The organism is Paraneptunicella aestuarii (genome assembly GCF_019900845.1).
Lineage (GTDB): Bacteria > Pseudomonadota > Gammaproteobacteria > Enterobacterales > Alteromonadaceae > Paraneptunicella > Paraneptunicella aestuarii.
Genome location: NZ_CP074570.1, coordinates 2,792,784 through 2,819,364, shown reverse-complemented (window position 1 = coordinate 2,819,364; position 26,581 = coordinate 2,792,784). Strand labels below are relative to the sequence as shown.

Here is a 26,581-nt window from a genome sequence, read left to right as displayed (position 1 = left end):
TGCTGGTAAATGGAACTGAGAAGCCCACTCTAACTTTCTTGAATAAAGCCTGGGTCTTTAGGTAAATTGGATTGTGACGCCGCATCACGAGCAAGTTCATCACAGCGTTCATTTTCAGGATGACCTGAATGACCTTTTACCCAGTGCCAGTTGACTTTGTGCTTTGACACTTCGTGATCCAACGCTTGCCATAAATCCTGATTCTTAACCGGTTTCTTGTCAGCCGTTTTCCAGCCTCGTTTTTTCCAGTTATTAATCCATTGATTAATGCCATTTTTAACATATTGGCTGTCGGTGGTGAGTTCTACCTGACAAGCTTCTTTCAGTGATTCCAGCGCTTTAATGGCTGCTAACAACTCCATACGGTTGTTCGTTGTCAGATTAAAGCCGCCAGCTAGTTCTTTACGATACTTTTTGTAAACAAGGATTGCGCCATATCCGCCTGGCCCGGGATTTCCTAAACAGGAACCGTCTGTGTATATTTGAATGGTTTTCAAGGTTAACTGTAGTCTACTTGATTAATGGCGGTGTATGATAACTCAGATTATGCTTTCAGGCACAGAGCTTCATTTTTTGCGATGCTTCTTTTGAATAAGAAGCTGAATTGAAGAGCTTGAATAGCGCTAACACGAAGAGAGTTTGGAGAAAAACATTGAGGCAAGTTGTTCTTGATACCGAAACCACAGGTATCGATCCATTGCAGGGACACCGTATTATTGAAATCGGTTGTGTTGAAGTAATTAACCGTCGTCTGACCGGGAATCACTACCATCAATATATTAATCCTCAACGTGAAGTTGAACAGGAAGCCATTGAAGTTCACGGTATAACCAACCAATTCCTGGCTGACAAACCTATATTTGATGATGTTGTGCAAGGGTTTGTCGATTTCATCAGCGGTGCTCAACTGGTCATTCATAATGCTCCCTTCGACGTGGGCTTTATGAATCATGAATTCAAGAAAAGTCGCAAAAGCCCGGTAAAAACCACCGATGAAATTTGTACCGTGCTGGATACTCTGGTACTTGCCAGAACCATGCACCCGGGTCAGAAAAATAATCTTGATGCCTTGTGTAAGCGATATGGCGTAGATAACTCGCAACGTGAACTGCATGGCGCTTTGCTGGATGCCGAGATCCTGGCTGATGTTTATCTGATGATGACGGGGGGACAAACCAGCTTAAATTTATCGGGTAATAAACAAAATGACGGAGGCGCAGAAGTGATCCGAAGATTAACTTCTGATCGTAAACCGCTAAAGATTATCCACGCTTCCGCCGATGAATTGGAACAGCATGAAAGCCGTTTAGATATTGTCGCCAAAGAAGGCGGTAGTTGCCTGTGGCGAGAAATACAGGATCAAAAACTTCAGGGGTAAAATGAGCAGAGTAATTTATTTATTTGCGATATTGCTGACTTTGGGCGCGTTTGCCCAAGAGTCAGACCAGGAATATAACGCAAATAAACAAAAAACAGCGGTCGAACAGGTTGATACGACACCGTTGCGGGAAATCGGCAGCGAATACCACAATGGTATACGTTTGCTGCAAAACCGATTTCGTATTGACTATAAAGTGGATGAAATCACCATGGTGTTTTTCCGCAAGTTCGGCTCTGCTCCTATTGTGCTGGTTCGGCCTGATGGTTCTAAAATCTTTTTGTCTCAAGCCGAAGAGAATGATGTTGAATGGTATGACTCAACTACCTACGACATGATACGCATGAAAAATCCAACACCGGGGCCTTGGCAAGCGGTAGGGCAGATCTTGCCCGGTAGTCGCGTTATGGTGCTCAGTGATATTGAATTGCAGGCTGAACCACTGCCTACCGTTCTATTTTCGGGTGAGATTCTTAAGCAAACGGCCTATTTGACTAATGGCGGCAAGCCTATTGATTATGCTGAGTTTCGCGACGTCGTTAAGTTAAACATGGAATTTGTTAGTACCAATAACCCTAACTTTAATAATTTTGGTGCTCAAACTCAGACCATTGCCACCTTTGAAGATAATGGTAAAGGCATGGATGAACGTCCGTTGGACGGCACTTTTACCGGTCAGTTTAACTTGACCATACCTGCAGGCGAATGGAAACCCATTTTCACCGTATCGACTCCCATGTTTACTCGGGAGCAGGTCAGTGAACCTATCATTTTGCATGAAAATCCCATTAAAGTTGATGTCAAACTGGATGATACCGGCTCCGGTTATCATAAATTAATGGTGGATGCGGATCGGGAAATGGTAGATATGGGAAGTTTGTTGGTAGACGGAAAAATCCGATATCCCAATGGTGATGTGCAGAATTTTTCAATTACCCGGGTTTCAAACGATGTTCGCACCTATGATGTTGTTAATTTTGAGTACGGTATTTTTAGGGTCAAATTAACAGCCTATGGCAATACAATCGATGGACGCGACTTTATTTTAGATGTTCCTGAATTTACTTTCTTTGCAGAAGAACCTGAATTGCCTGCTGGTGCGCCTCCAAAACAGATTGAAAGTATTCCTGAAGATGCCTTAAGTGCAGAGGCGCTAGCCTTGCAAGAAATGAAACGTATTAATCAGCCCGTTGTTGAAGATGATTCTATGTCAACCAGTACATTGGTGAAGCTTATCATTGGTATTAATCTGGGGATTATTATTATTGGTGCGGGCGTTATTTGGTTTATCGTTTCCAGAAAAAAAACGGGTTCATCAAGCAAGAAACCAAATAATAAGACTGCCAATAAGACATTGAGTATGCCTAAGATGGATTTTTCCGGAATGCTTAACTCGATGAAAGGGTTAATGAGTAAGTTGCCAAAAGCAAAACCTGGCAAGTCTGGTAAGAAGAAAGAGAAGGCTTAACGCTAAAAACTTGGCTGATTTATGGATATAAGCCTTAAGTTTGTTGAATTTTTGTTTGAACAAAGCAAACTTTGAACAATTCGCGCATAAATAAAGCTAACGAACGACTTTTTCAAAAAAAGCTGTTGACTCATTTCTGCCATCGCCGTATTATCTGCGCCGCGGTGGACGAGGGGTTCAAAGAAATACAAGAGTATCTTCTTAACTTCTTGAAAACTTTAAAATAATGCGGAGTGGTAGTTCAGTTGGTTAGAATACCGGCCTGTCACGCCGGGGGTCGCGGGTTCGAGTCCCGTCCACTCCGCCACTTTTAAAGTTATATTTCATCTGCAAAATTCAGATAATTCCTTGTTCCTAACAAGATTTCTGAAATGAATAATGCGGAGTGGTAGTTCAGTTGGTTAGAATACCGGCCTGTCACGCCGGGGGTCGCGGGTTCGAGTCCCGTCCACTCCGCCACTATTCATGTCAATAAAATCAATACCTTATCTCTTATATCAGCACATTCCAGTGCAACTCAATATATCGCTTGTGACCATGTCGTGACCAAACCGTGACTTTTGTATCAAAAGGCCGGGTATCACTTGGTGTTTTTGCCAATAGATTCCAATTTTTGCGAAAAAATAATATTTGGCTATAAGCACTTGCTCTTCTTGGAATGGTCACCGTGACCAAACCCCATTTTATTCATCAGTAATTTCATATAAATCTGCGATGCCTATATCAAGGTGGCGGCAGAGTGTTTCTACTACATCTAGCTCAATTCTCGAAGCAGTTTCCTTATACATCCTATGTAACGTGTTTTTATTAATTCCTGTCTCTCTGGAAAGCTCAGCAACTTTAATTTTACGCTCACCCATAATTCGGCTCAAATGACACTTAACCAAAAATAATCCCTCCAGATAATAAAAAATACTTGCAGAAGGTATTTATGGTGGTAAAGTAACTCCTGTAGGTATTAAATGTGTTGCAAAGTTAATAATTTAACTTTTGGAGGTATTATGTCATACACCTATCTTACAGCGGAAGAGCTTGCCGCTAAAATTAAATACGATGTCAGAACGGTAAGGGAAAGACTAAAGGATTCGGTTTTCTTTGAAGGTGTTCATTACGTAAGGCCATTTGGTGGTCGCAAAATTCTGTATCTTTGGGAAGAGATAGAAAAAGAAATGCATCAAGGGCCTGATCCTCTTACATTACTGGTGGGCTAAATATGGGCGCTATTAATGCCAGAGATGGAAAGTTATATGTGGACTTCCGTTTCAAGGGAGTTAGATGCAGAGAACAGACAAGCCATCTTGATAACCCTCAAAATCGTAAGCGCCTGGAAAAGCTAATCAGCATGATTGAGGCAGAAATCAAATTGGGTAAATTCGATTACTCCAGATACTTTCCTGATAGCCCTAAGGTGGAAAAGTTTGAAAACTTAATTCGTCAGGAGAAATTTAAGCGAATTGGTAACCGTATGTTATTTGGTGTATTCGCTGAAATCTGGTTTGCTGAGAAGCAAGTAGAATGGCGACAATCGCAGATTGAAAACATCAGAGGAATATTGGACAAGCATCTTTTGCCTGTTTGGCGAGAGCGTGAACTTCATGAAATCCAAAAGGCAGACATTATGGATTTCAGGCGTAAAATTACAGAAGAGTCTCCAGTGACCAAAAAGAGACTATCTTCCTCAAGAATCAATCATATTCTTTCACCGCTTAAGATGATTGTGGAAGAAGCCGCAGATCGTTTTGAATTTGAGTCTCCGTGGCGTGGTATTAAGCAATTATCTGTACCACGTACCGAGATAAATCCTTTCACTATGGATGAGGTTAAAAGGCTGATCAAATATGTGCGAGATGACTTCAAAAATTACTATACGGTTCGATTTTTTACTGGATTGCGTACGGGTGAAATTGACGGTTTGCAGTGGAAGTATGTCGATTTAGATAACAGGCAACTATTGATCTACAAATCTTTGGTAAATGGCAATATCCAGGATACTAAAACGGATGGTTCTTATCGCCATGTGGATTTGTCAGAGCCCGTAATAGAGGCTTTAAAAGCCCAAAGAGCAATGACGGCTAATCGATCTGGTTTCGTGTTCTGTAGCGCCACAGGGACGCCCTTGCAGCATAGGAACGTCACTAAACGAGTTTGGTATCCACTTTTAAGGCGACTGAACATACTAGAAAGGAATCCTTATCAAAGCAGACATACCACAGCAACATTGTGGTTGGCAGCAGGGGAGAGTCCTGAATGGATCGCTAAGCAATTAGGGCATACAAGTACAGCAATGCTATTTCGAGTTTATTCTCGATACGTTCCCAATTTAACGAGAAAAGACGGCAGCGCTTTCGAGAAGCTGCTGACAGATTTTTAAAATACATCAGACAACGAAGAATTTTTAACGCCAGATAGAAGGGTTGCAGCCCAACTACCTGACTAACCACAACAACCTAAGCAGAGGTAATTATGGCTAACGGCAATAATACAAAACCACAACCATGGTTTGTCAAACAAATATCATCAATAGATAGCAAACTTTCTATTTCTCTCAGTGAAATGCAAGAAGAACTTTGTTTAGAAAGCGCTCCTGAAGGGAATATCTTTCAAGCTTCACTCCCAAAATTAATTATTATCGGGTTTTCCAATCCCTACCTTGAAGCCGCCTACGAGCTTCAGCTTAGGCAAGATGAGCTAAAGCTAGATTTTGAGGAGGGGATAGTGGGGTTGGTTCGATTGGCGGCTAACTCATAAGTTAACTTCTACAATTTAAAGCTTAGCTACATAGGCTCTTTCAAGGTGTTCTCTTGAGTCAGGTTGCTTGATCTGGCTCATTCTTGAATGGAAAAAGAGTTGTGTACTGACATTCTGTTAAATGAAGTAGTAGGAAGTAAGAATGCCAATTTTAGACAAACTAATCGATTAATTGCTTGAAAGTTGTGATTCACCAAAAGATATTTTGGGCGAATCAGGATTATTAAAACAACTCACCAAGAAAGTTGTAGAAAGAGCCCTAGAAGCTGGATGGAACAGCATCTTGGTTATTCTAAAAATGAACCTACCGGAAAAAATGCCTGTAACTCCTGTACTGGTAGGTTCTCCAAATCTGTTCGTAGTGTCCATAGTGAAATTGCACTTGAGGTTCCTCGAGATCGAAAAAGCAGCTTTGAACTGCTGTTAGTGAAAAACAGCTAAACGGCTTCGATGACCGAATCATTTTTGGGTTCTACCCTGAGGGATCCCCACAAATTTAAATGGGAACATAATTCACTTCCGCTAGTTTTAGTTTCAATACGTCTCTATTTTTTAGGCTATTGGCTTGATAACGACGATGCTTATTGGCCATTTTTACCGTCCACCCCGTCAGCGTAGCAACGAGATGGGCCAGAGTGGTGAGCAACACCAGAATGCGTAAACGCCGTGTGTCTTTGCTCAGATTATTGCTAAATCCCAAGGCAAAACGTGGGCTCTTCATATCCCGAAACGTTTCTTCAATCTGCATTCGGGTTTGATATATTTTCACCACACGTTTACCCAAATGACTTTTATCTGGTAACGACGTCACCAATAACCATGGTTCACGGTTTCGTTTAGCGCCCTTTTGGGATGGGCCTTTAAGACAGGAGGTGCCGGAGCGGTTAAGCTTATGACGCCCCTTGGGATTTTGTTTATATAAAACGAATCGTACATCCATTGGACTGCTCCGACACAACTGTCCAGCAAAGGTTTTAGGACACGATGTCGCAGCAGGATAAAGGGAAGTGATACATTGCCAGTTTTCATCGTTTATATGGAAAAAGTTGGGTTTTCTTGCTCGTCCAACAAAATGCCATCCCAGTGATAACACGGTATTAAACCAAGGCGTTTTAAACCCTGCATCGGTGACAATAACAGGCGTTGAACCCGGTGGAAGAATGGATTTAAGCACATCCAGAAAATGGCGATGTGTTGCTGGTTTTTCCTTGGTTCCAATATCATGCACTTCTTCATATAGAGTAATGCTTCGTCCCTCAAATGCTAATGAAGCTCTAAGAAGAAAATGTCGTTTATATTCATCGAGGTCAGACCAATCGACATGAATAACCGGAGTAGAAAGAGCCGCCGTAAAAAGCCTTCCCATGAAACCATAAATCCCGGATAACTCAATGTATAAGTGGCTATTTGAAAGCAGCCTGTCAGCACGTTTAATGTTATGTTTTTCTCCAGCAGAGGATGAAATTCCACGACCAATACTTGTCACTGTCGCATTTGCTCCATGCAATATGCTGGTCATGCAAGCGAGCGGTGATTTTCTTCTAGTGACATGCATACTGGGGGTGACAAGTGTGATGGTTTTATTCAAAATCTGGGGTACATTCATGGCGTATCCGTTTGGGGTTTGTGATGTTTGGCGATTGATCAGATCACCAAATGCCATGAATGTTCCTTCCTTTGCGAATTAATTTATTGATTTGCCTGATTTATTTGTGGGGATACCTCGGGTTCTACCCCGTTTCTACGGACAGTTTTATAAAGACTTAAACTTCTTGTCTTGATTCGCTAGTCTACGTCGCATTCTCGGGTTATGGAACCTTTCAATGTAATCAAACAGATCCGCTCTTGCTTCATCTCGTGTTCGATAGCGCCGATGGTTTACCCGTTCACGCTTTAACATTCCAAAGAAACCCTCACAGGCCGCATTATCACCACAATGTCCAACTGCACTCATACTGCTGATTAGCTGATTGCGTTTGAGCAGACGCTGATAATCACCGCTGGTATATTGGCTTCCTCTGATGCCCTTCTAAGAGTCAAGTAGTAATTTGAATAGCATTTATAGACGCGTTTCTATTTCTTAATAGATAGTAGATTTCGCGAGCTATGTATCTTTTCAAGCATCTCAATGCTTCCATTTTCGATAAGCCATCAGCCGTGCGCTTCTTGATATAGGTTTGTGAACGTTCTTCAGTTCGAAGTCTTCCTATGGCAATTATGTGAAGTGCACTATTTGCAGCGCGGTCTCCACCTCTATTTAATCTATGCCGATTTGTTTTTCCTGATCATGCAGGAATTGGACTGACACCACATAAAGCGGCGAAACTCGATTCAGAACTAAGCCTTTCGGGATTATCGCCTAGAGTGATTAGTAGTTGCGCTGCCGATTCGTATCCAACAGCTGTTTGCATTAATAACTCTGGTGCTAGTGTTTCAACAATCGTAGCAATCATTTTATCGAGATCTGCGATTTCATCGTGAAGTTCAATATATCTTCGGGCCAACGACTTCAAAGTGATTCTGTAAGCTGTCGTAATATCTTTATAGCTCGTTAAATCAGGCCGAGTAGCGGCCAAGGTGCGGACTAGATTCATCCGAGTCATGTGTCTTAAGGTGTCACGCAGCTCCTCTGGCGCAGAAACGATACTTGTTCTAATCATTTGTAATGCAACCGTTCTTGCTGCCACGGCACTTTTACGGCAACTTTTTAGCACTCGTAGCGATTCAACCATTCCATCTCTGGATTTCGGTGTAACCGTCCGATGCCCACTAAACGCGGCATGCGCAGCATTTTGTGCATCCAAAGTGTCGTCTTTTCCACGTTTACGGCGATCTGATTTATCTGGTGCTGTTACCTCTAATACCTCTACACCACTGGACTGCATATAGCGAAGCAGTCCTTGACCATATGAGCCAGAGCACTCAATACCTACACGTGAGATTTTGCCGAATGATGACATCCAACTCAGCATTTTTTTGTATCCATATCGCGTTGTAGGAAAGCTTTCACTCGATAAAACTTGATTTGAATGATTTACAACCGCAGCAACGTGGATATCTTTGTGAGTATCTACGCCGCCAACAACATATCCAGCTTCAATCACTTTTGCTTGATTCATCGCTTATCTCCAATTCTTAAAAATATGGAAGAGAGCAGCAAACTGAATACTTGGACATGACAGTAATGAGATAATCACCAGGCCCTTCTTGAGTCACAAATATCAGCGAGGTTGCCCTCACCAAATAATGTAACCGGGCAATCGACAGATCCAAGGAATGACACAAAAGGTCGATCGGAATGAGGGTCAGAAAGCCCAGTACATTATCTGCACCATGTCTCAAGCATGAAACACTAAGGAGTGATTTACACTATTAAACAAAGCAAGAACATTATTACTATCCGAATGCAGAATCACCTCATGTTTACCTTCACGCTGCCAGATTGCCATTTCCACTGCTCGCATTACCATGTAGCGATCTTGCCTATGGTGCATCGACCAGCCCAGAACCAGTTTCTTGAATAAATCCAATACCACGCATAAGTAGAGTTTTCCTTCTTGAGTCGGAATTTCTGTTATGTCAGTAACCCATTTTGTTTCTGGCTCTAATGCAGAAAAATCTCGTTCAAGATGATTCTTTAAGCCATCAGGGCGAATGGAATGACGTTTTGATCCCCGAGCTTTTTTACGAGGCCAGCCTTGAATACCATTGACTGACATCAGTCGAGCGACACGATTTAAACTCACTTTAATCCCTTCATCCAGAAGGTCTTCCAACATGCGAGGAGCACCAAGGATACCGTGACTGTCTTCGTGGATATCCTTAATTCGCTTAAGTATGTATGCGTTGGCAAGGACTCGCGGGCTTGGTTGACGCGCCGCCCAAGCGTAATAACCGCTAGGTGATACATTCAAACAACGACACATGAGTCTAATCGAAAACTGAGCGCGACAACGTTTTATCGCCTGATACCTTAAGGTAACTCTTTGGCGAAGAACGTTGCCGCTTCTCGTAAAAAATCTCGTTCCTTTTTGACCTTGGCTAACTCTCTTTTTAAACGGGCCACTTCTTCATCACGCGGGGAGCCACTGCCTTTAAATGCTTGCTCTTTCGCTTGTTCCGCTTCACGTTTCCAACGGCTCAACATATTAGGGTTGATGCCAATGTCTAATGCTATTTGACGACAACTAACACCTGGCTGTTGCGTTAAGGCGACAGCTTCGCGCTTAAATTCTGGGGAAAACTTTCTTCGTTTGGTCATGAACACTCCTATCAGGCATAGTATGCCTCTTTTTAGATGTGTCCGTAAAATCTGGGTAGAACCCTGGGGTATCCCCACAAATAAATTTTGTGGATCAATAATTTATTTTAAATAGAAGGGAACATTCATGGCATTTGGTGATCTGATCAATCGCCAAACATCACAAACCCCAAACGGATACGCCATGAATGTACCCCAGATTTTGAATAAAACCATCACACTTGTCACCCCCAGTATGCATGTCACTAGAAGAAAATCACCGCTCGCTTGCATGACCAGCATATTGCATGGAGCAAATGCGACAGTGACAAGTATTGGTCGTGGAATTTCATCCTCTGCTGGAGAAAAACATAACATTAAACGTGCTGACAGGCTGCTTTCAAATAGCCACTTATACATTGAGTTATCCGGGATTTATGGTTTCATGGGAAGGCTTTTTACGGCGGCTCTTTCTACTCCGGTTATTCATGTCGATTGGTCTGACCTCGATGAATATAAACGACATTTTCTTCTTAGAGCTTCATTAGCATTTGAGGGACGAAGCATTACTCTATATGAAGAAGTGCATGATATTGGAACCAAGGAAAAACCAGCAACACATCGCCATTTTCTGGATGTGCTTAAATCCATTCTTCCACCGGGTTCAACGCCTGTTATTGTCACCGATGCAGGGTTTAAAACGCCTTGGTTTAATACCGTGTTATCACTGGGATGGCATTTTGTTGGACGAGCAAGAAAACCCAACTTTTTCCATATAAACGATGAAAACTGGCAATGTATCACTTCCCTTTATCCTGCTGCGACATCGTGTCCTAAAACCTTTGCTGGACAGTTGTGTCGGAGCAGTCCAATGGATGTACGATTCGTTTTATATAAACAAAATCCCAAGGGGCGTCATAAGCTTAACCGCTCCGGCACCTCCTGTCTTAAAGGCCCATCCCAAAAGGGCGCTAAACGAAACCGTGAACCATGGTTATTGGTGACGTCGTTACCAGATAAAAGTCATTTGGGTAAACGTGTGGTGAAAATATATCAAACCCGAATGCAGATTGAAGAAACGTTTCGGGATATGAAGAGCCCACGTTTTGCCTTGGGATTTAGCAATAATCTGAGCAAAGACACACGGCGTTTACGCATTCTGGTGTTGCTCACCACTCTGGCCCATCTCGTTGCTACGCTGACGGGGTGGACGGTAAAAATGGCCAATAAGCATCGTCGTTATCAAGCCAATAGCCTAAAAAATAGAGACGTATTGAAACTAAAACTAGCGGAAGTGAATTATGTTCCCATTTAAATTTGTGGGGATCCCTCAGGGTAGAACCCGGCGAGGAATGCCATTTTTAAAGGGACGATAATTCTTAAGCCAGTCTTTCTTGGCATCACCATAAGTCTGAATATCCTGCCATCCTTCAGCACCAGCCATAATGGCACTGATGACCAAAAAGATAACATCGGTGAGGTCATGTTTTTTGTTAATGTCTGAGCGAGTCTCTTCAACTATGGAAAGGTGTTCTATAAGTGTCATTGCTACGGCTGGTTAGGGAAACTGCCGTTATTTGATCATATTTTTAAATAAAGTGCGATCCGGCCTTGGCATTTTTTCGTATGAAAAACAATCTAATGTTACAATTTTTTCTTATTGGTGAAAATGTTCGTTCAAAAAGGTTAATAAAAAATGTTGAAAGTGTGTGAATTTACTTTTTTTAAGGAAAAAATAAATATAGTATGCACGAGTAATCAATTGTGCATGTTTGTAAGTGCTGTTGTTATTGTGTGTCGATGAAAATTATCCTTTATGTTCTTCTGAGCTAATATTGACTGCATAGGGTCTAAGGCATTCCGTTCCTTCGAGTGAACAGTCAAACAACTACTTTTAGATGTTTGTAAACTTATAGGGTTTAGCGACATCTGTTTTGCTTACAACACGATGTTGCCAAATAAGTGATTTTGGGGGGCGTTTCGCACCTCGGAAACTGATTTTTATGACGGAAAGGAAAGAGTGGACGGCAAAGCCCTTTATTTGAGAGACGATGTTTACTTTGAACCATTGATTAATCACTGGTATGCATGGTCTTACCTGGTTTCTCCGGCTACATTTTCCCGTTATCTTGTCCATACCCATCTGAGATTGATGCGCTCTTTCCTTAGTAACCATCAACTTCATATTATAGCCTCTAAGGATCCTAATCTGGCGGGAGGTGAGTTTCTCAATTGTACCGAAGACCAGGTGCAGGAAATCAGTGCGTTGGTAGATAAAACCCAAACGCATAATCGCGATCTTATTCAACTATCTGAAGCGATAGATAAATTAGACGAACTTGTGAATAGCCATGTTAGTGGAGAAAGTATTGAATATCTTTATTCGCAGATACCTGGGCCGCTAAAGGGCTTTGTTGAATTGCTCATGGATCGGGAACACAGGGTTTCGTATCGTATTCTGGAGTCACTTCTATATATAAGTGATTATTACAAACCAGAATTACAGTCAGTATCTTTTGGCTCACTGGAAAAAGTTAAAGAGCGTCCCTTCGTTTTAAGCACGCCCCGCTTACCTGACAAACAGCATCTACAGGCTGATTTAGCATTTGATTCTCCAATACTTGATGAAATATTCAGTGCCCGCGTTAACCCGATATCTTCCAAAAGAATCAAAGAGTTGTTTTCAAATGTCTCTATAGAGGGCGGGCTTGATGTTGAAGAACTCTTCACAGAATCAAAACCTCTGAAGTTTCATAAGCCTTTAGAACATCAAGGTGTGCGCGTTAATTATACGGGACACGCAGGATTCTTAATTGAAACTCAGGAAGTTAATATCCTGATAGATCCGGTAATCGCGGTGAGTAATGATGATAAAGCTCAAGTAATGAGCTTTTCTGAATTACCAGAAAGAATTGATTACGCATGTTTAACGCACCACCATCTTGATCATGTCAATTTGGAAACGCTTATTCAGCTAAGGCATAGAATTGGAAAGATAATCGTTCCTCGTAACAATGGTGGAACACTTGAGGACCCTTCGTTACGGTTGGGGCTGGAGAAATTAGGATTTGATGTCATTGATGTTGAAGATCTGGATTCCATCAAATTAGATAAAGGCAGTATTACAGCAATTCCTTTTCTAGGTGAGCATGGCGATCTTAATATTCGATCCAAAACTGCCTGGATAATTGACATAAATGGCCGAAGGATGTTTTTCGGAGCTGACTCTGCAAACCCTGACATTCAGGTGTATGATAATATGTCTTCCTTCTTTGAAAATATTGATTTGTTTGCTATCGGAATGGAGTGTGTAGGGGCACCCTATACTTGGATTTATGGGGCTTTGAGTAGCAAAAAGGTTTCCAAAAAGATTAAAGAAAGCCGCCGGTTGAATGGCGCGAATTCTGTACAGGCAATTGCTCTTGTTAACAAATTCTTACCTAAAAATGTAGCAGTTTATGCGCTAGGTGTGGAACCCTGTTATAGATATTTTATGGGGATGAATTATGAACATGATTCCGAACAATTGGTGGAATCAAGGAAGTTTGTCTGTGAATGCTCAGATCTTAATATCGAAGCAGAAATGCTATATGGTAAAAAAACATACGAGTTTGTTTGATAAGACATGCTTGAGTAATTGGAAAAGTTAACTGTTTATAAGGTAATTTCTTGGATACAGTAATTCAAAAAACAAATGATGGCCGAAAGAAATTAATTGTAGTAGCAATAGTTTTAATCATAGCTGTGAGTCTATATAAGCTGTTCGTGCCAGAAAGTTCACGTACGGTTGATGTCGAAGGTGAGGTTTTATCTCTGTCTCAGGTTATAGAAGGTAATTTTGATGATCGAGTTACTATTAGAGCTAATGTACAGCCATTAGAGTCTTTATACCTGGACGCTATTGAAGGTGGACGGGTAGAAGATATTTATGTTGAGGATGGGGAATTGGTTGAAGAGGGACAGCTAATGCTGGTGCTTTCTAACCCCGCTGTACAAATATCGGTGATCAGAAGTGACGCAGATACTACTCAGCAATTAAATAATATCCGAACTCTCGAACTTCAGTTAGAGCAAAACCGTCTTAGCCACAAAAAAAATCTTATCGATATTAATTATCAGATTCGTCGATTGAGGAAAAAGCTTGAACGTTCTCTTCCTTTGGTGAAAGACAATGTACTGATGAAAGCCGACCTTGAAGATACTCAAATCGAATTGGACTGGTATGTTTCTCAACGAGAAGTAACGCTGGAAAGTCAACAAAACGATATTGAAATGCAGGAAGTACAGATAGGTCAGTTGAAAAAGGCAAGTGAGCAATTGGAAAAGAACCTGGCTATGGCTCGTAAAAATCTGGAAAACCTTTCCGTCAAGGCTCCCAGGTCTGGTCGACTTACTTCTTTTGAATTGAAGAAAGGCCAGGCTGTTGGCGTAGGAGTTCGAATCGGACAAATTGATGATCCTCTGCAATTTAAATTGGTTGCTGATATCGGTGAATTCTATTTGGAGCGTGTGCATGTAAATCAGAAAGTTGAGGTAACCATTAACGACAAAGTTCATCAGCTTTATGTTGCTAAAATCTATCCCCAGGTGACTAACAACACTTTTAAAGTCGATTTGAAATTTGATGGGGAATCTCCAGCCGATTTCCGTAGAGGCCAGACTGTCATTGGCAACTTGCAGTTGGGAGAATCTACCTCTGCGAATTTGATTGAGTATGGCTCCTTTTATCAGGAAACCGGTGGCAACTGGGTGTTCGTATTATCTGACGATGGAACTTATGCTACCAAAAGAAAAGTGCAATTAGGGCGTCACAATTCCAAGTACATCGAAGTACTAAACGGTCTGGAGTTAGGTGAGTTTATCGTTTCATCTTCATATTCCGGTTATGAAGATAAAGATGTGCTTGAAATCAATTCTCGTTAGAGCCTTCAAAGTTTATTCATTAAGGACCAGAGAAATTGAGCATGCAAGCCAGGAAAGGAAATTATTAATGTTTGAGAAATACCCTGTGATGTCAAGATTCTTAATCTTCATCATAATTCCATTATTTCTGATTTTGTTTGCAGTGTATTGGCATGTGGCAAAAGGCGTTGTGGATTCTGACACAGACGTTGTCGTAAAAGGAATTTCTCATCCTGTAAAAATTCGTCGTGATAACAATGGTGTTGTGTATATAGATACACAAACTGATACTGATGCCTTTTTCGCAATTGGTTACGCTCATGCGCAGGATCGCCTGTGGCAATTAGAATTACAGCGCAGAATTGCTGCAGGAACAATGAGTGAAGTCTTTGGCAAGGCTTTATTGAGTAAAGACACATGGATGCGGACGTTGGATTTTTATGGTGCTGCGGAAAGTGCTTATGAGGCAATAGATGAAGATGCCAAAGCTTCCCTGCAGGCCTATGCTGATGGTATTAACGCGTGGTTGAACAGTAATCCTGTATTGCCTCCGGAATTCTTGATTCTTGGTGTGACACCAGCCCCTTGGAAACCAATAGATTCACTTGCCTGGGCCAAAGTGTTTGCACTTAATATATCAGCCAACCTTGATCAGGAAATTAATAATCTAATAACGAACAAATATCTTTCACCTGATCAGCAGGCATTTTTGAATAAAGGTTATCCGGAAAATGCACCTGTCTCGATTACTGAGCTCTCTCCTGAGACAGAGGCCGCTTTGTTGTCTCTAGGTAAAGTGAACAAGGAAATGGAAACCGACTTGGGCATTGGGGGACAAAATGCTGGCAGTAATGCTTGGGTTGTTTCAGGGAAATATACCGAATCAGGAGCTGCTATTTTGGCGAATGATCCTCATTTGGGTCTTCAAATGCCATCACTATGGTATGTCGCAAGCTTAAAGGGGGATCGCCTGAATACATCAGGTATGACTTTAGTTGGTATGCCCGTAGTCGTGTTTGGCAGAAATGAGAGTATTGCCTGGGGCGGTACGGCAATGCTTGCAGACGTTCAGGACCTGTATTTTGAGCAGGTAAATGCTAAAAATTCCAAGCAGTACCTTTTCAACGGTGAGTGGCTTGAATTTGAAACCCGCACCGAAGAAATTTCTATAAAAGCAGATTTTCCTGCGGAGTTAATGTCCCCTTACCAACCGGTAAAAATCATTTTACGTAAGTCTCGCCATGGTCCTTTAGTTACGGATATGAATGGTGTGTTTGATCAACCAGTCTCATTGCGCTGGACTGCACTTAATGAAAACGACACTACATATCAGTCTTTCTTTCAGATGAATTATGCTCAGGATTGGACCGCATTTCAAAAGGCTGCCAGTTTCCTCGTGACACCAGCACTGAATATGCTTTATGCAGATTCAAAAAATAATATTGGTTATTTGGCTGCTGGCAAAATTCCTGTTAGAGCGAATGGGGAAGGGCAACTTCCCGTTCCTGGATGGACTGATGAGTTTGCTTGGAACGGATATATTCCTGATGAAGTCATGCCCAGAACATTCAATCCCAAAAAAGGATTTATTGTTTCTGCTAATAACAAAATTATTGGTGATGAATACCCTTACTTCATTTCAAAAGATTGGGCTGAGCCTGCAAGAGCACAACGAATAGAAGAATTGCTCGAACAACAGATTGAAGGTGAACAGGCGGTTGATTTGGCGTTTATCCAGTCTATGCATGCTGACACGAAGGATGTAAGTGCACTTGCTTTAGTGCCAGTTTTACTCTCATTAGAACCAGAGAATGATAAACAGAAACAGGTAATTGCTCTGATCAGGGATTGGGATGGACAAATGTCCGAAGACAGTGTTGCTGCAAGTATTTTCTATGTATGGGTGAAGCACTTGAGAATGCACCTTTTTGATGATCAATTAGATGGATTTTGGAACAAAATCACCGAAAGTGACAGATTGCTGGATATTGGAAGAGGCACTTCCAATTCACAACTTTACAAGGCATTGACATCTAACGAGTTGGACTGGTGTGAAAATGTTGGCACTGCGGTGAAAGAAAACTGCAAGACAATGTTGCAGCAGAGTTTGAAAGCAGCTCTTGAAGAATTGGAAGAATTAAAAGGAGGAAGCTTTTCGAATTGGAATTGGGGAAATCTTCATTTCACTCTCTACAAGCATACGCCTTTTAGTGACTTCCGGTTTTTGGATATGGTCTTTGGCCGTCAACTCGAGAATGGCGGATCAAGTAATACTGTTAATGTTGCAAATGCCAGGTGGTTGGAAGGAGAGGGATACCAACAAACCTTTGGCGCCACTTTCAGGCAAATCATGCAAATGGGGGATGGTGACATCCGTCATCTTTATATGAACTCTACTGGCCAGTCTGGTCATGTGCTCAGTAAGCATTATTCCGATATGGTGAAACCGTTCAATAGAGTTGAATTCTTTGAACTGTATGGTGATGGGAATAAAAACGTTGAAACTACAACGATTCTGAATCCAACAACAAATTAATAAGAACGTTTTTCGACTTTTATGAATGATCGAGTAAGCAAAACTATTGGCAGGGAGATTATTTAGCGTATGCCACAAAGAGAACCCATGAAGCTCTTTGAAGCTTTCACAAAAAACGCACCTAATATGGTATTCATTTCCATGTTATTAGGTGCGATTGCTGGTATTTGTTACTCAATGCTGATTCCCATCATATTGAAGAGCATTGGGGCTGACAATAATTTGCCTACAGTCGATCAGTCCAGTGCTTTAACAATGTTTGAAATTAAGGTTTCCAATCCTTATTTCGCACTACTTTTCCTGGCGATATGCGTCATTATCCTGATAGCCCGCACAGCATCTCAAATTCTATTGGTGAGAATCGCTACCGAGATTACCAACAGAACAAGACTGAATATATATCGTCGTATTTTAAAAGCGCCAATTGATGAGTTGGACAAGCTGGGGTCATCTCGTACATTGGCTGTTATTACCGGAGATGTATCGCAAATTGTTGACGGAGCCGGATTATTTCCAGGGCTATTGGTGAACAGTGTAACTTTAGTTGGTTTGTTAGGCTTTTTGTTGTTTCTGAATACGGAGCTGTTCTGGGTAGTTATCCTGGCTATTGTATTTGGTGGCGTGACATATCAGATCCCCCTGTATATTGGTAACCACTATTTCCGAAAGGTAAGAAAGCATTGGGATTATTTGTATGAGTCAATGTTGGGGCTGGTATATGGCACCAAAGAACTGAAGCTTAACAAAGCCAAAAGAGAAGCTTATTACAACGAAATATTGAGTGATGCAGAACGGTTACTTAGGGATGACAGCTTACAAGCTGAAACAATCGTGCGTTCTGCACGTAGTTACGGTGATTTGGTTAGCTTTTTTGTAATAGGTTTCGTCGCCTTTGTTTACGTTAACTATAACTCGATCAGTACTGAAACACTGATCGGTGTCATCATGGCCATGCTGTACATTACAGGGCCAATCACTGCGATTATGAATACGGTTCCACAATTACTTGTTGCCAAGGTCGCTTTGGGGCGAGTCAACGAATTCATTGATTTAATGTCTCGGGAAAACGCCAGTGAAGAGATAATCAGATTGCCTGATTGGAAAACAGTACGTTACTCCAATCTGACCTACCGTTACGAAGGCACAAATCATAGTTTTCAATTAGGTCCGATAGATATGGAACTCGCTAAAGGTGAAATTGCTTTTATTGTGGGAGGCAACGGTTCCGGTAAGTCTACTTTATGTAAACTGATAGCTCTTCATTATCCTGTCCATGAAGGTGATATTTACTTCGGAAATACTCGCGTAGATCAAAGCACCCTAAATAGTTGTAGAGAGGCGATTTCGGCAATTTTTACCGATTTTTATTTGTTTGATCGTCTGTTGGGTAGTATCAATCCCGATGAAAATTCAAGAATTCAAGAATTACTGAACAAGTTAGGTCTGGATAAAAAAGTAAAAATTGAGAATGGAAAATTTTCAACAATATCTTTGTCTGACGGACAGAAGAAACGGTTAGCCCTTTTGGTTGAAATGCTTGAAGATCGTGACTTGTATATCTTTGATGAATGGGCCGCGGATCAGGATCCTAGCTTTAAGATTGTATTCTACAAGGAAATCTTACCAGAACTAAAAGCCAGAGGAAAAATGGTTGTTGTTATCAGTCATGACGACAGATTTTTTGATATCGCTGACAAAATCATTGTGATGGATGAAGGCAAAATCAAAAAAGTACAAACCAAAAAGCAGCTGGAAGCTGTTCACTAACAACCCTACAACTAAATAATAATTTAAATTTTGCTGGAGCTGGAACATGTTAATTGAACTTAAAGGATTAACTAAATTGTTTAGGACAGAAGAGGTTCAGACCGCAGCCGTTAGTGACCTTGACCTACAAATCCAACGTGGTGACTTTGTGGCCATTATGGGGCCATCTGGTTGTGGAAAATCATCACTTCTCAACATATTAGGAATGTTGGATTCCTCTACTAGCGGTAGTTATATCTTTGATGGAGAGGATATTTCCAACTATTCAGAAGACCAGCTTTCAACCATCAGAAAGAAAAATATCGGGTTTGTTTTTCAGTCTTTCAATTTGATTGACGAACTAACTATCAGGGAAAACATTGAGCTACCACTGCTATATCAGAAACTACCGGCTAGTGAGATTACCTGCCGGGTAAATGCGGTTTTAGAGAAGCTTAATATTTCCCATCGAGCAAATCATCGCCCTTATCAGCTTTCGGGAGGTCAGCAGCAAAGAGTTGCTGTCGCCAGAGCGTTAGTGATTGACCCCCAGGTCATTCTTGCTGACGAACCAACGGGTAATTTGGATACAAAACATGGTGAAGAAGTTATGGAAATGCTTCGCCAGTTGCATGAAAAGGGGACAACCATTGTCATGGTAACCCACTCTGAAGAGCACACTCGCTTTGCCAATTATGTCGTTAATTTACTGGATGGCAAAGTTGTGTCTGAGAAAAGACTGGAAAAGCAAACTGAAACCACACCAGAAGTAACCGTGGCTTAGTAGAAAACTCGCAAGAAAAAATGATAACGAAGATGATAATAGAGGATGAGTTATGGTCAACAATCTGAATGGTATTCAGGTATCTGATTTAGAGTTAATTAGCGGTAAACCCATGTTGATTCATGTTGATCCACAAGGTGAAAAAGTTACTGATTGGGCCCAAAATAATCATTCCGATATTAATCGCTTATTAGACCAGAATGGTGCACTTCTTATCAGAGGATTGCGCATATCTGGCAGTAAACAGTTGAGCCGGGTTTTGTCAGAAATTTTTAGTATGCCACTGTTGTCTTACGTGTACCGGTCTACGCCGCGAACTCAGCTTCGTGCTAATGTCTACACGGCTACTGAATACCATCCTGATGAGACGATTCTGCAACATAATGAAAGTTCATACTCGAACAAATGGCCGACAAAAATTGGTTTTTTTAGCCAGGTTGCAGCAAGCATTGGCGGTGAAACTCCAATTGCAGATAGTCATAAGGTTTTTGAGGCTATTCCTGTTGAGATAAGGGAAAAGTTTATTGCTAAAAAAGTCATGTATGTACGTAATTATCAAGACATCGATCTTCCATGGAGCGAAGTATTTCAGACCACCGATAAAACAAAAGTTGAATCTTATTGCCGCGACAATGATATTCAGTTCGAGTGGATAGGGAACAATGGCTTGCGTACAAAACAAATTAATCAGGCCACGCTAAAGCATCCGCATACGAATAAAGACGTTTGGTTTAATCAGGCACACCTGTTTCACGTTTCCAGCCTTACCAAGAGTACCAAAGAAAGCCTGGTTGAAGTATTGGGCAAAGAGAACCTGCCAAGGAATGCCTATTTTGGTGATGGAAGTGAGATTGATGAACAAGATCTTGACGTTATTCGAAGAGTCTACGCGGACAATGAAATCGTTTTTAAGTGGCAAGAGAACGATCTGATGATTTTGGATAATCTCGCTTTCAGCCATGGCCGAAAACCCTTCTCAGGGGAGCGTAAAACGCTAACCGCAATGGCTTAACATACTTTAATAGGAGAATTTATGCAGTTACCAAAGGCATCACTAGAGCACTGGATGAGGGAGTTTTACTTTGATTGCAAGATGGACCTTGGTAGTAGCGGTGTTGCTACATATACCTTTGGCGACCTGCGCAAGCTTTTACCCATTGATCTGGAAAAAATGGATGCTATTTCTTTTGATGACAGTATGACTCGAGGCTGTGATGGTTTACGCCAGGCGATAGCTAACAGATGGGGAAATGGCAATTTACACAATGTCATGACTGCTAACGGCTCAAACGAGATGCTATACCATATTATGAGCACGTTACTTGAGCCTGGTGATGAAGTTATTCTTCTGGATCCGATTTATCATGCCTTAAGCACAGTAGCTGAAACAAAAGGCTGTAATATCAAATACTGGAAAATGGAACCTGAGGCAGGTTTCATTCCTGCAATGGATGATTTTAAATCCCTTCTTACTGAAAATACCAAATTGGTCGCGGTAAACTTTCCTCATAACCCTACAGGAGTCACTATCACTCGTGAGCAGCAGAAAGAGCTTATTAAGTTAGTGTCTGAGGTTGATGCGTACCTTGTGTGGGATGCTGCATTTGAAGAAATGACACTGGGAGAACAGTTGCCTAATCCTTTCCTTGAATATGATAAGGCAATTTCAGTTGGAACATTATCCAAAGGCTATGGTTTACCAGGCCTCAGGATTGGTTGGTGCTTTGCTTCAGAAGAAGTCATCGAGCACTGTGTACAGCTACGTGATTATACAACGTTATATATTTCCCCTCTGGTTGAATACGTAGGCCAGATAGCCATTGAAAATATTGATCTTTTGATGGCCCCCAAAATGAAAGAAGCCAAAGATAACCTTCAACAATTAACTCATTGGGTAGAGAAAAACAAAGATCGGGTTAAGTGGACTAATCCTCAAGGTAGTGTCTCCTGTTTCATCAAGTTTAAGGGGGTTGAGGATACAGAGCAGTTTTGCCGAGACTTGGTAAACGAAACGGGCGTAATGCTGGTTCCGGGAGAATGTTTTGGTTACAAGGGGTATTGCCGCTTGGGTTTTGGTGCTTCAAAAGCTTCATTCGATGAGGGTTTTGGACTACTGACAGACTTTCTTAAAAAGCGCTATTGGGCTTAATAGAGTCAAATATGCAGGACTAAAAAATGTCTCCACAAAAGCACATGTTCTATTCAGTAGTATATTCGTTAAGCATAATTAGTCCTAAGAGGTAAAGGGATGAACCAAATAACACTTACTCAAAAAGAGATCGAATTTTGTCTGGAACTGGTTGCAGCGTTGAAGGCCAGGTACGGAACCGCTGATGCTCCCGTATTTTTGGACAGAGCGTCTCTGTATGCCTGTGATTTGCCCCGAAGAATTCGTATGGCTTACAAAGACTTAAAATATAATCCCGATGACCGTGGACTCGTACTGGTTAGAGGGTTTCCTGTTGCAGATCTTGGCCCTACGCCTTCTTCATGGGATTACCCGGAATCTTATCGACCAATGATGGATCTTGATTATTTTTCAGTTTTGCTTTCTTCATTGGTGGGGGAAGCCTTTGGTTGGGAAACACAACAAAAAGGTAAAATAATCCATGACCTGATTCCAATTAAAGGAAGAGGAAATGCCCAAACCGGTTATGGCAGTGATTCTGAACTGGTTTTACATACTGAAGACTCATTCCATGCTCATAGAGGGGAATACGTTAATTTTGTATGTGTGCGCAACCCGGACAACATCGCAACAACCTTTTGTTCTGTAGTCGACCTCAATATTGAGCCTGAAGTTAAGAGAATTTTATTTCAGGAGCGCTATAGCATTATGCCGGACGAATCACATCTTGATGAAGAACAATCCAAAGATCCTGTGTCGGAAGATTACCTCAATGAGTTGTGCAGCAATGGCAAAAGACGGTCTATGTTGTACGGTAATTTCAAACGTCCTTACATTTGCTACGACCCTCATTATACGCAGGAATTAAGGAACGATAAGGAAGCGAAACGCGCTCTGGAAATATTGACAGAAGCAGTTAACCGCAATGTAGTCAAAGTTCCTTTTCAGAGTGGTGATGTATGCATTGTGGATAATCGTAAGGTTGTCCATGGTCGAGAAGCTTTTATCGCACGATTTGACGGCACAGATCGATGGTTAAAGCGCATCAATATCACCTCAAGTTTAAGACGCTCAGCAAGCGTTAGAAAGTCAAGCAAAGACAGAATCATTGGAGAGGTCGATAATCATGTCTAGTGTAAATCTCATTGATATTTATGAATTAAGCGATAGTGAAGTTGATGCCTTAGATGTTTATATGGCAGATATTCGTGAACAGTTTTCGACAGCAGAGGACCCTGAATTTCTCGAAATCGCTTATGTGCTGGCAGGAGATTTGCCTAAATCATTGCTGGAACAACTGAATGAATTGAAAAACAACAATTCACATAGTGGGTGTTTGATTATTCGAGGGTTTCAGAAAGATAAGCTTCCACTAACGCCTAAAACCTGGCATCCAGAAGATACTTATATTCCCAATAAAAAAGTGGATTATTTAGCTGTTATCGCTTCTTCTCGTCTGGGGGATGCATTTGGCTTTGTAAGCCAGCAGGGTGGAAAACTGATCCACGATGTTGTGCCGATAAAGGGTAAGGAATATTATCAGGCTGGTTGTAGCAGTCTTGCTACTCTTAGTTTTCACACTGAAGATGCATTTCATCCGCATAAAGGTGAATACTTGTGTTTCTACTGTCTTAAAAACCCAACAAACACTGGTACTACAGGCATTTCCCTTAGTGCACTGGATATTCCTAAAGATATTTTCAACATTCTTTTCCAGAAACGGTTTTATATCGTTCCTGACAATGCGCATCAGACTGAGGGTGATACTTTTGTGACGCATTCCATTTTATATGGCAATCCGGACGAACCCTTTTTATGTATTGATCCAGATTTCACCCATGCCATGGAAAATGATGAAGAGGCTCAGATGGCACTGGATTATTTAAATAAGGAAATAGAATCGAAGCTAATAGAAATTCCTATTCAGGCTGGCGATATCTGTTACCTGGACAATTTTAAATGGGTTCATGGGCGTAAACCTTTTGTTGCCAATTTTGATGGTAACGACCGCTGGTTAAAGCGCATAAATATCACTCAGGATTTGAAAAAATCTGCTGATTATCGCTACGAAATGTCTTCCAGGTTATTACATGCCCAGCCTGTTGCCGCATTAGAAGAATAAGTAGTGTTTGTATTTTTATCAGGCAAACAGGTTGCCTGAAATCAGACCCGGATAGGGTCTAAACAGGAATTGGAAGTAATGTTTAAGAATTATTTCAATATTGCACTAAGAATCGCGTTAACAAATAAAGTTAATTTCCTTATTAGTGTAGGGGGATTAGCTATAGGTTTTGCCGCGTGCTTATTGGTGACCTTATATATAGTTGATGAACTGAGTTATGACCGTTGGGTTGATGGCGGTGAAAATGTTTACAAGATTGAAACCAGTTATTATCCCAAAAATTTACAACCATTCAGAACTTCCAAATCACCTTATCCTGTATTGAGTGCGGTAATTGAACAGGTGCCCAATGTAAGTGCGTCGGTTCGCTTATTTGATTGGGACAACAGAGTTCGTCGCAACAATCAGGTGTTCTATGAACAAATCACATATGCTGAAAAATCTTTCTTCGACATTTTTGATCTTCCAGTAGTCAAAGGGGTTGGTGCAGAGGCATTACAAAGCGCGAGTAATATTCTTGTCAGCGAATCTATGGCTTTAAAATACTTTGGTTCGGAGAATCCGATTGGGCAGATTCTGGCTATTGATGCTTTTGGCCAAATTGTTGATTACGAGGTTGTTGGGGTACTCAAAGATGTACCTGAAAACTCGCATTTCAAGTTGAATTTTTTGACTTTATTTGATGAAAAAAAAACGGTATTCAGTGGCATTATAAATGAGTGGTATTCGGCAGCCGTACATTCCTATATTAAATTTTCTACTCCACAAAATGATCAGTTAATTAACAGGAAAGTAGAGCATCTGGCTAAAAACTTTATTTCTAATGATCACTTGGAAAATGTTGAAAATATCAAGATCAATCTAATTCCATTGTTTGATATTCATTTGCATGGTGATAAAGAGCATCAGCGTGATCAGAATGGCAGTATAAGTGCGGTTTACTCTGCATTGTTAGCTGCAATACTGATACTGCTAATAGCCAGTATTAACTTTGTTAATTTTTCCACTGCCAGAGCATCATTAAGAACACGGGAAGTTACCATCCGTAAGGTAATGGGGGCTTCTCGCAAGCAGCTTATTATTCAATTCATTACTGAATCCATTGTTATCTCTTTTTTTGCATTTTTACTGGCAATAGTCATCGGGGCTTTGGCTCTACCCTGGTTCAACCTGTTGTGGGAAAAGTCACTAACAATGGTTACTTTGCTGGATCCCATATTATTTTTCGGGAGCATTGTATTTGTTTTTGTTCTGGCTGTTATTGCCGGCAGTTATCCTGCATTTGTATTGTCATCCCTTAAACCGACAACCGTTTTAACTGCTAACAAGTCATCCCCTCCCGGACAATCCTATGTCAGAAACGCACTGGTTGTTGTGCAATTTGCTGTCTCTGCCGCATTAATCATTGGCACGGCCTTCTTCTATATGCAAATGAACTATCTCTACAGCGTAGACAAGGGATTTAATGAATCTAATAAGCTGACATTATTCTTCGGTGGGCAGAACAAAGCATTGGCAGATACTTTCAAACAGCAGTTGCTGAGCATCAATGGTGTGAAAGGTGCTGCTTTATCTAACAGTCCTTTCCCGAGACTTAGTTCAAGTACAATTAACGCGCAAATCGCGGGCAATCAGGAAAGTGGCAGGCTCATTAGTGAGCAAATGTTTGTCGACACTGAATTTTTCGATCTCTTTGAAATTAGTGCCAAGTCAGGAAGAGTGTTTTCCACTGGTCAGAATGACCGGGTTTTCATCCGACCGCAGGAAAATGTCAGAGGTCAAGGTGATGTCGTGGTCAACAAAGAGTTTTTAAACAAACTCGGCATCAATTCAATGGAAGCTGCAATTGGGCAAGTGATTTCAACTGATGATAGCGATCTCAAAATTATCGGGGTTGTTGAAGATCTGAAGTTACGTTCAATGCATCATGCCGTCAGACCCATGGTCTTTACTTTGGGGACACCCAATCAATTGCACATTATGACGTTGGATTTAGATCCTGCATTTACCTCAACTGTGTTAAAACAAATTGATACGATCTGGCGTCAGGTTTTACCCGACCAACCAATATCCAAAAAGTTTGTTGAATCAGAGTTCGAGGCGTTATACCGCACTGAAGACCGTCAAATAAACATTTTACTGGTATTCTCGGCCGTTGCTTTATTCATGGCTGCTACTGGCCTGTATGGCATGGCACTGTTTTATGTTACCCGTCGTCAAAAAGAAATTGGAATTCGTAAGGTATTGGGCGCGTCTGTTTGGGAACTCATCTGGTTACTTAATTGGCAATTCTCCAAGCCCGTTATACTAGGCAGCTTTATTGGTCTAATTGGCGGATTCTGGTTTATTCAGGGCTGGTTAAACAGTTTCGCTTTGCGTATTGGCGTTGGGGAGCACATCTACATTTTCATTCTGACGATCATTCTCACACTTTTGGTTGCCACACTGTCAGCCTTTTTTCAAACCAGAAAAGTTGCTCTATCAAGCCCAATGGAAGTTTTGAGATATGAGTAGACAATGGAATGCATC

General features: G+C 41.3%; 19 protein-coding genes, 2 tRNA genes and 5 pseudogenes. 19 read left to right on the top strand and 7 right to left on the bottom strand.

Features of this window, described 5'->3' with window-relative positions:
* Positions 1-29: 29 nt before the first annotated feature.
* On the bottom strand, positions 30-497 hold the full coding sequence (rnhA, locus tag KIH87_RS10775; protein ID WP_232357886.1) for a ribonuclease HI: 468 nt from the start codon (positions 495-497) through the stop codon (positions 30-32).
* A gap of 155 nt (positions 498-652) precedes the next feature.
* Here rnhA and dnaQ point away from each other — a divergent pair, with 155 nt between their 5' ends.
* From dnaQ to KIH87_RS10755, 4 genes are all read left to right on the top strand, one after another.
* A complete protein-coding gene (gene dnaQ, locus KIH87_RS10770) occupies positions 653-1,378 on the top strand; it encodes a DNA polymerase III subunit epsilon (RefSeq protein ID WP_232357885.1) in 726 nt (241 codons plus the stop codon).
* 1 nt (position 1,379) lies between these two features.
* Entirely contained in the window at positions 1,380-2,846 is a 1,467-nt protein-coding gene (locus tag KIH87_RS10765) for a TIGR03503 family protein (RefSeq protein WP_232357884.1), read from the top strand.
* Between the two features lie 230 nt (positions 2,847-3,076).
* Positions 3,077-3,153 (top strand) — tRNA-Asp (locus tag KIH87_RS10760).
* 75 nt (positions 3,154-3,228) lie between these two features.
* Positions 3,229-3,305: transfer RNA gene (locus tag KIH87_RS10755), tRNA-Asp, on the top strand.
* Positions 3,306-3,529: 224 nt separating this feature from the next.
* On the opposite strand, the gene KIH87_RS10750 is transcribed toward KIH87_RS10755, so the two are convergent.
* Positions 3,530-3,706 carry a helix-turn-helix domain-containing protein gene (locus KIH87_RS10750; protein ID WP_332460715.1) on the bottom strand — a complete coding sequence of 59 codons (177 nt, stop codon included), beginning with the start codon at positions 3,704-3,706 and terminating at the stop codon, positions 3,530-3,532.
* Between the two features lie 141 nt (positions 3,707-3,847).
* Here KIH87_RS10750 and KIH87_RS10745 point away from each other — a divergent pair, with 141 nt between their 5' ends.
* The 4 genes and pseudogenes from KIH87_RS10745 to KIH87_RS19525 form a co-directional block, all read left to right on the top strand.
* Positions 3,848-4,057, top strand: a complete 210-nt coding sequence (locus tag KIH87_RS10745) for a hypothetical protein (RefSeq protein ID WP_232357882.1) — start codon at positions 3,848-3,850, stop codon at positions 4,055-4,057.
* Between the two features lie 2 nt (positions 4,058-4,059).
* Positions 4,060-5,217, top strand: coding sequence for an Arm DNA-binding domain-containing protein (locus KIH87_RS10740; RefSeq protein ID WP_232357881.1), 1,158 nt, complete (start codon positions 4,060-4,062; stop codon positions 5,215-5,217).
* Between the two features lie 92 nt (positions 5,218-5,309).
* Positions 5,310-5,594 (top strand): hypothetical protein, encoded by a 285-nt coding sequence (locus KIH87_RS10735; RefSeq protein WP_232357880.1) that lies wholly within the window; start codon positions 5,310-5,312, stop codon positions 5,592-5,594.
* 172 nt (positions 5,595-5,766) lie between these two features.
* Positions 5,767-6,058: pseudogene (locus KIH87_RS19525) on the top strand (transposase); the annotation flags it as partial.
* A gap of 32 nt (positions 6,059-6,090) precedes the next feature.
* On the opposite strand, the gene KIH87_RS10725 reads toward KIH87_RS19525, so the two are convergent.
* The 4 genes and pseudogenes from KIH87_RS10725 to KIH87_RS10710 all read right to left on the bottom strand — a co-directional run.
* Positions 6,091-7,257, bottom strand: coding sequence for an IS4 family transposase (locus KIH87_RS10725; protein ID WP_232357879.1), 1,167 nt, complete (start codon positions 7,255-7,257; stop codon positions 6,091-6,093).
* 90 nt (positions 7,258-7,347) lie between these two features.
* Positions 7,348-7,614: pseudogene (locus KIH87_RS10720) on the bottom strand (IS3 family transposase); the annotation flags it as partial.
* 16 nt (positions 7,615-7,630) lie between these two features.
* Positions 7,631-8,713 (bottom strand): annotated as a pseudogene (locus tag KIH87_RS10715) (IS110 family RNA-guided transposase).
* Between the two features lie 279 nt (positions 8,714-8,992).
* Positions 8,993-9,855: pseudogene (locus tag KIH87_RS10710) on the bottom strand (IS3 family transposase); the annotation flags it as partial.
* Between the two features lie 127 nt (positions 9,856-9,982).
* On the opposite strand from KIH87_RS10710, the gene KIH87_RS10705 reads away from it, so the two are divergent.
* Entirely contained in the window at positions 9,983-11,149 is a 1,167-nt protein-coding gene (locus tag KIH87_RS10705; RefSeq protein WP_232357879.1) for an IS4 family transposase, read from the top strand.
* A gap of 27 nt (positions 11,150-11,176) precedes the next feature.
* Here KIH87_RS10705 and KIH87_RS10700 read toward each other — a convergent pair.
* Positions 11,177-11,380 (bottom strand): annotated as a pseudogene (locus KIH87_RS10700) (transposase family protein); the annotation flags it as partial.
* A gap of 474 nt (positions 11,381-11,854) precedes the next feature.
* Here KIH87_RS10700 and KIH87_RS10695 point away from each other — a divergent pair.
* The 10 genes from KIH87_RS10695 to KIH87_RS10650 all read left to right on the top strand — a co-directional run bounded on the left by KIH87_RS10695 (position 11,855) and on the right by KIH87_RS10650 (position 26,566).
* Positions 11,855-13,453 (top strand): MBL fold metallo-hydrolase, encoded by a 1,599-nt coding sequence (locus tag KIH87_RS10695; RefSeq protein WP_232357878.1) that lies wholly within the window; start codon positions 11,855-11,857, stop codon positions 13,451-13,453.
* A 125-nt stretch (positions 13,454-13,578) separates the two neighbouring features.
* On the top strand, positions 13,579-14,757 hold the full coding sequence (locus tag KIH87_RS10690) for an efflux RND transporter periplasmic adaptor subunit (RefSeq protein ID WP_232357877.1): 1,179 nt from the start codon (positions 13,579-13,581) through the stop codon (positions 14,755-14,757).
* A gap of 67 nt (positions 14,758-14,824) precedes the next feature.
* Positions 14,825-17,272, top strand: a complete 2,448-nt coding sequence (locus KIH87_RS10685) for a penicillin acylase family protein (protein ID WP_232357876.1) — start codon at positions 14,825-14,827, stop codon at positions 17,270-17,272.
* Positions 17,273-17,359: 87 nt separating this feature from the next.
* Positions 17,360-19,039, top strand: a complete 1,680-nt coding sequence (locus tag KIH87_RS10680; protein WP_232357875.1) for a cyclic peptide export ABC transporter — start codon at positions 17,360-17,362, stop codon at positions 19,037-19,039.
* 46 nt (positions 19,040-19,085) lie between these two features.
* Entirely contained in the window at positions 19,086-19,802 is a 717-nt protein-coding gene (locus tag KIH87_RS10675) for an ABC transporter ATP-binding protein (RefSeq protein WP_232357874.1), read from the top strand.
* A gap of 52 nt (positions 19,803-19,854) precedes the next feature.
* Positions 19,855-20,814 carry a TauD/TfdA family dioxygenase gene (locus tag KIH87_RS10670; RefSeq protein ID WP_232357873.1) on the top strand — a complete coding sequence of 320 codons (960 nt, stop codon included), beginning with the start codon at positions 19,855-19,857 and terminating at the stop codon, positions 20,812-20,814.
* A 21-nt stretch (positions 20,815-20,835) separates the two neighbouring features.
* Positions 20,836-21,951 (top strand): capreomycidine synthase, encoded by a 1,116-nt coding sequence (vioD, locus tag KIH87_RS10665; protein WP_232357872.1) that lies wholly within the window; start codon positions 20,836-20,838, stop codon positions 21,949-21,951.
* Between the two features lie 99 nt (positions 21,952-22,050).
* A complete protein-coding gene (gene gntD / locus KIH87_RS10660) occupies positions 22,051-23,064 on the top strand; it encodes a guanitoxin biosynthesis L-enduracididine beta-hydroxylase GntD (RefSeq protein ID WP_232357871.1) in 1,014 nt (337 codons plus the stop codon).
* Entirely contained in the window at positions 23,057-24,052 is a 996-nt protein-coding gene (locus tag KIH87_RS10655; protein WP_232357870.1) for a TauD/TfdA family dioxygenase, read from the top strand. Before gntD ends, KIH87_RS10655 begins: the two co-directional genes overlap by 8 nt.
* A gap of 78 nt (positions 24,053-24,130) precedes the next feature.
* Positions 24,131-26,566: an ABC transporter permease gene (locus KIH87_RS10650; RefSeq protein WP_232357869.1), complete on the top strand. Its 2,436-nt coding sequence runs from the start codon at positions 24,131-24,133 to the stop codon at positions 26,564-26,566.
* Positions 26,567-26,581: the final 15 nt, after the last annotated feature.

Bases quoted from the DNA above. Each gene is read 5' to 3' on its own strand.
- KIH87_RS10765 (WP_232357884.1), top strand. From the start codon at position 1,380: ATGAGCAGAGTAATTTATTTATTTGCGATATTGCTGACTTTGGGCGCG.
- KIH87_RS10750 (WP_332460715.1), bottom strand. From the start codon at position 3,706: ATGGGTGAGCGTAAAATTAAAGTTGCTGAGCTTTCCAGAGAGACAGGA.
- KIH87_RS10745 (WP_232357882.1), top strand. From the start codon at position 3,848: ATGTCATACACCTATCTTACAGCGGAAGAGCTTGCCGCTAAAATTAAA.
- KIH87_RS10740 (WP_232357881.1), top strand. From the start codon at position 4,060: ATGGGCGCTATTAATGCCAGAGATGGAAAGTTATATGTGGACTTCCGT.
- KIH87_RS10735 (WP_232357880.1), top strand. From the start codon at position 5,310: ATGGCTAACGGCAATAATACAAAACCACAACCATGGTTTGTCAAACAA.
- KIH87_RS10725 (WP_232357879.1), bottom strand. From the start codon at position 7,257: ATGGCATTTGGTGATCTGATCAATCGCCAAACATCACAAACCCCAAAC.
- KIH87_RS10705 (WP_232357879.1), top strand. From the start codon at position 9,983: ATGGCATTTGGTGATCTGATCAATCGCCAAACATCACAAACCCCAAAC.
- KIH87_RS10685 (WP_232357876.1), top strand. From the start codon at position 14,825: ATGTTTGAGAAATACCCTGTGATGTCAAGATTCTTAATCTTCATCATA.
- KIH87_RS10680 (WP_232357875.1), top strand. From the start codon at position 17,360: ATGAAGCTCTTTGAAGCTTTCACAAAAAACGCACCTAATATGGTATTC.
- KIH87_RS10675 (WP_232357874.1), top strand. From the start codon at position 19,086: ATGTTAATTGAACTTAAAGGATTAACTAAATTGTTTAGGACAGAAGAG.
- KIH87_RS10670 (WP_232357873.1), top strand. From the start codon at position 19,855: ATGGTCAACAATCTGAATGGTATTCAGGTATCTGATTTAGAGTTAATT.
- vioD (WP_232357872.1), top strand. From the start codon at position 20,836: ATGCAGTTACCAAAGGCATCACTAGAGCACTGGATGAGGGAGTTTTAC.
- gntD (WP_232357871.1), top strand. From the start codon at position 22,051: ATGAACCAAATAACACTTACTCAAAAAGAGATCGAATTTTGTCTGGAA.
- KIH87_RS10655 (WP_232357870.1), top strand. From the start codon at position 23,057: ATGTCTAGTGTAAATCTCATTGATATTTATGAATTAAGCGATAGTGAA.
- KIH87_RS10650 (WP_232357869.1), top strand. From the start codon at position 24,131: ATGTTTAAGAATTATTTCAATATTGCACTAAGAATCGCGTTAACAAAT.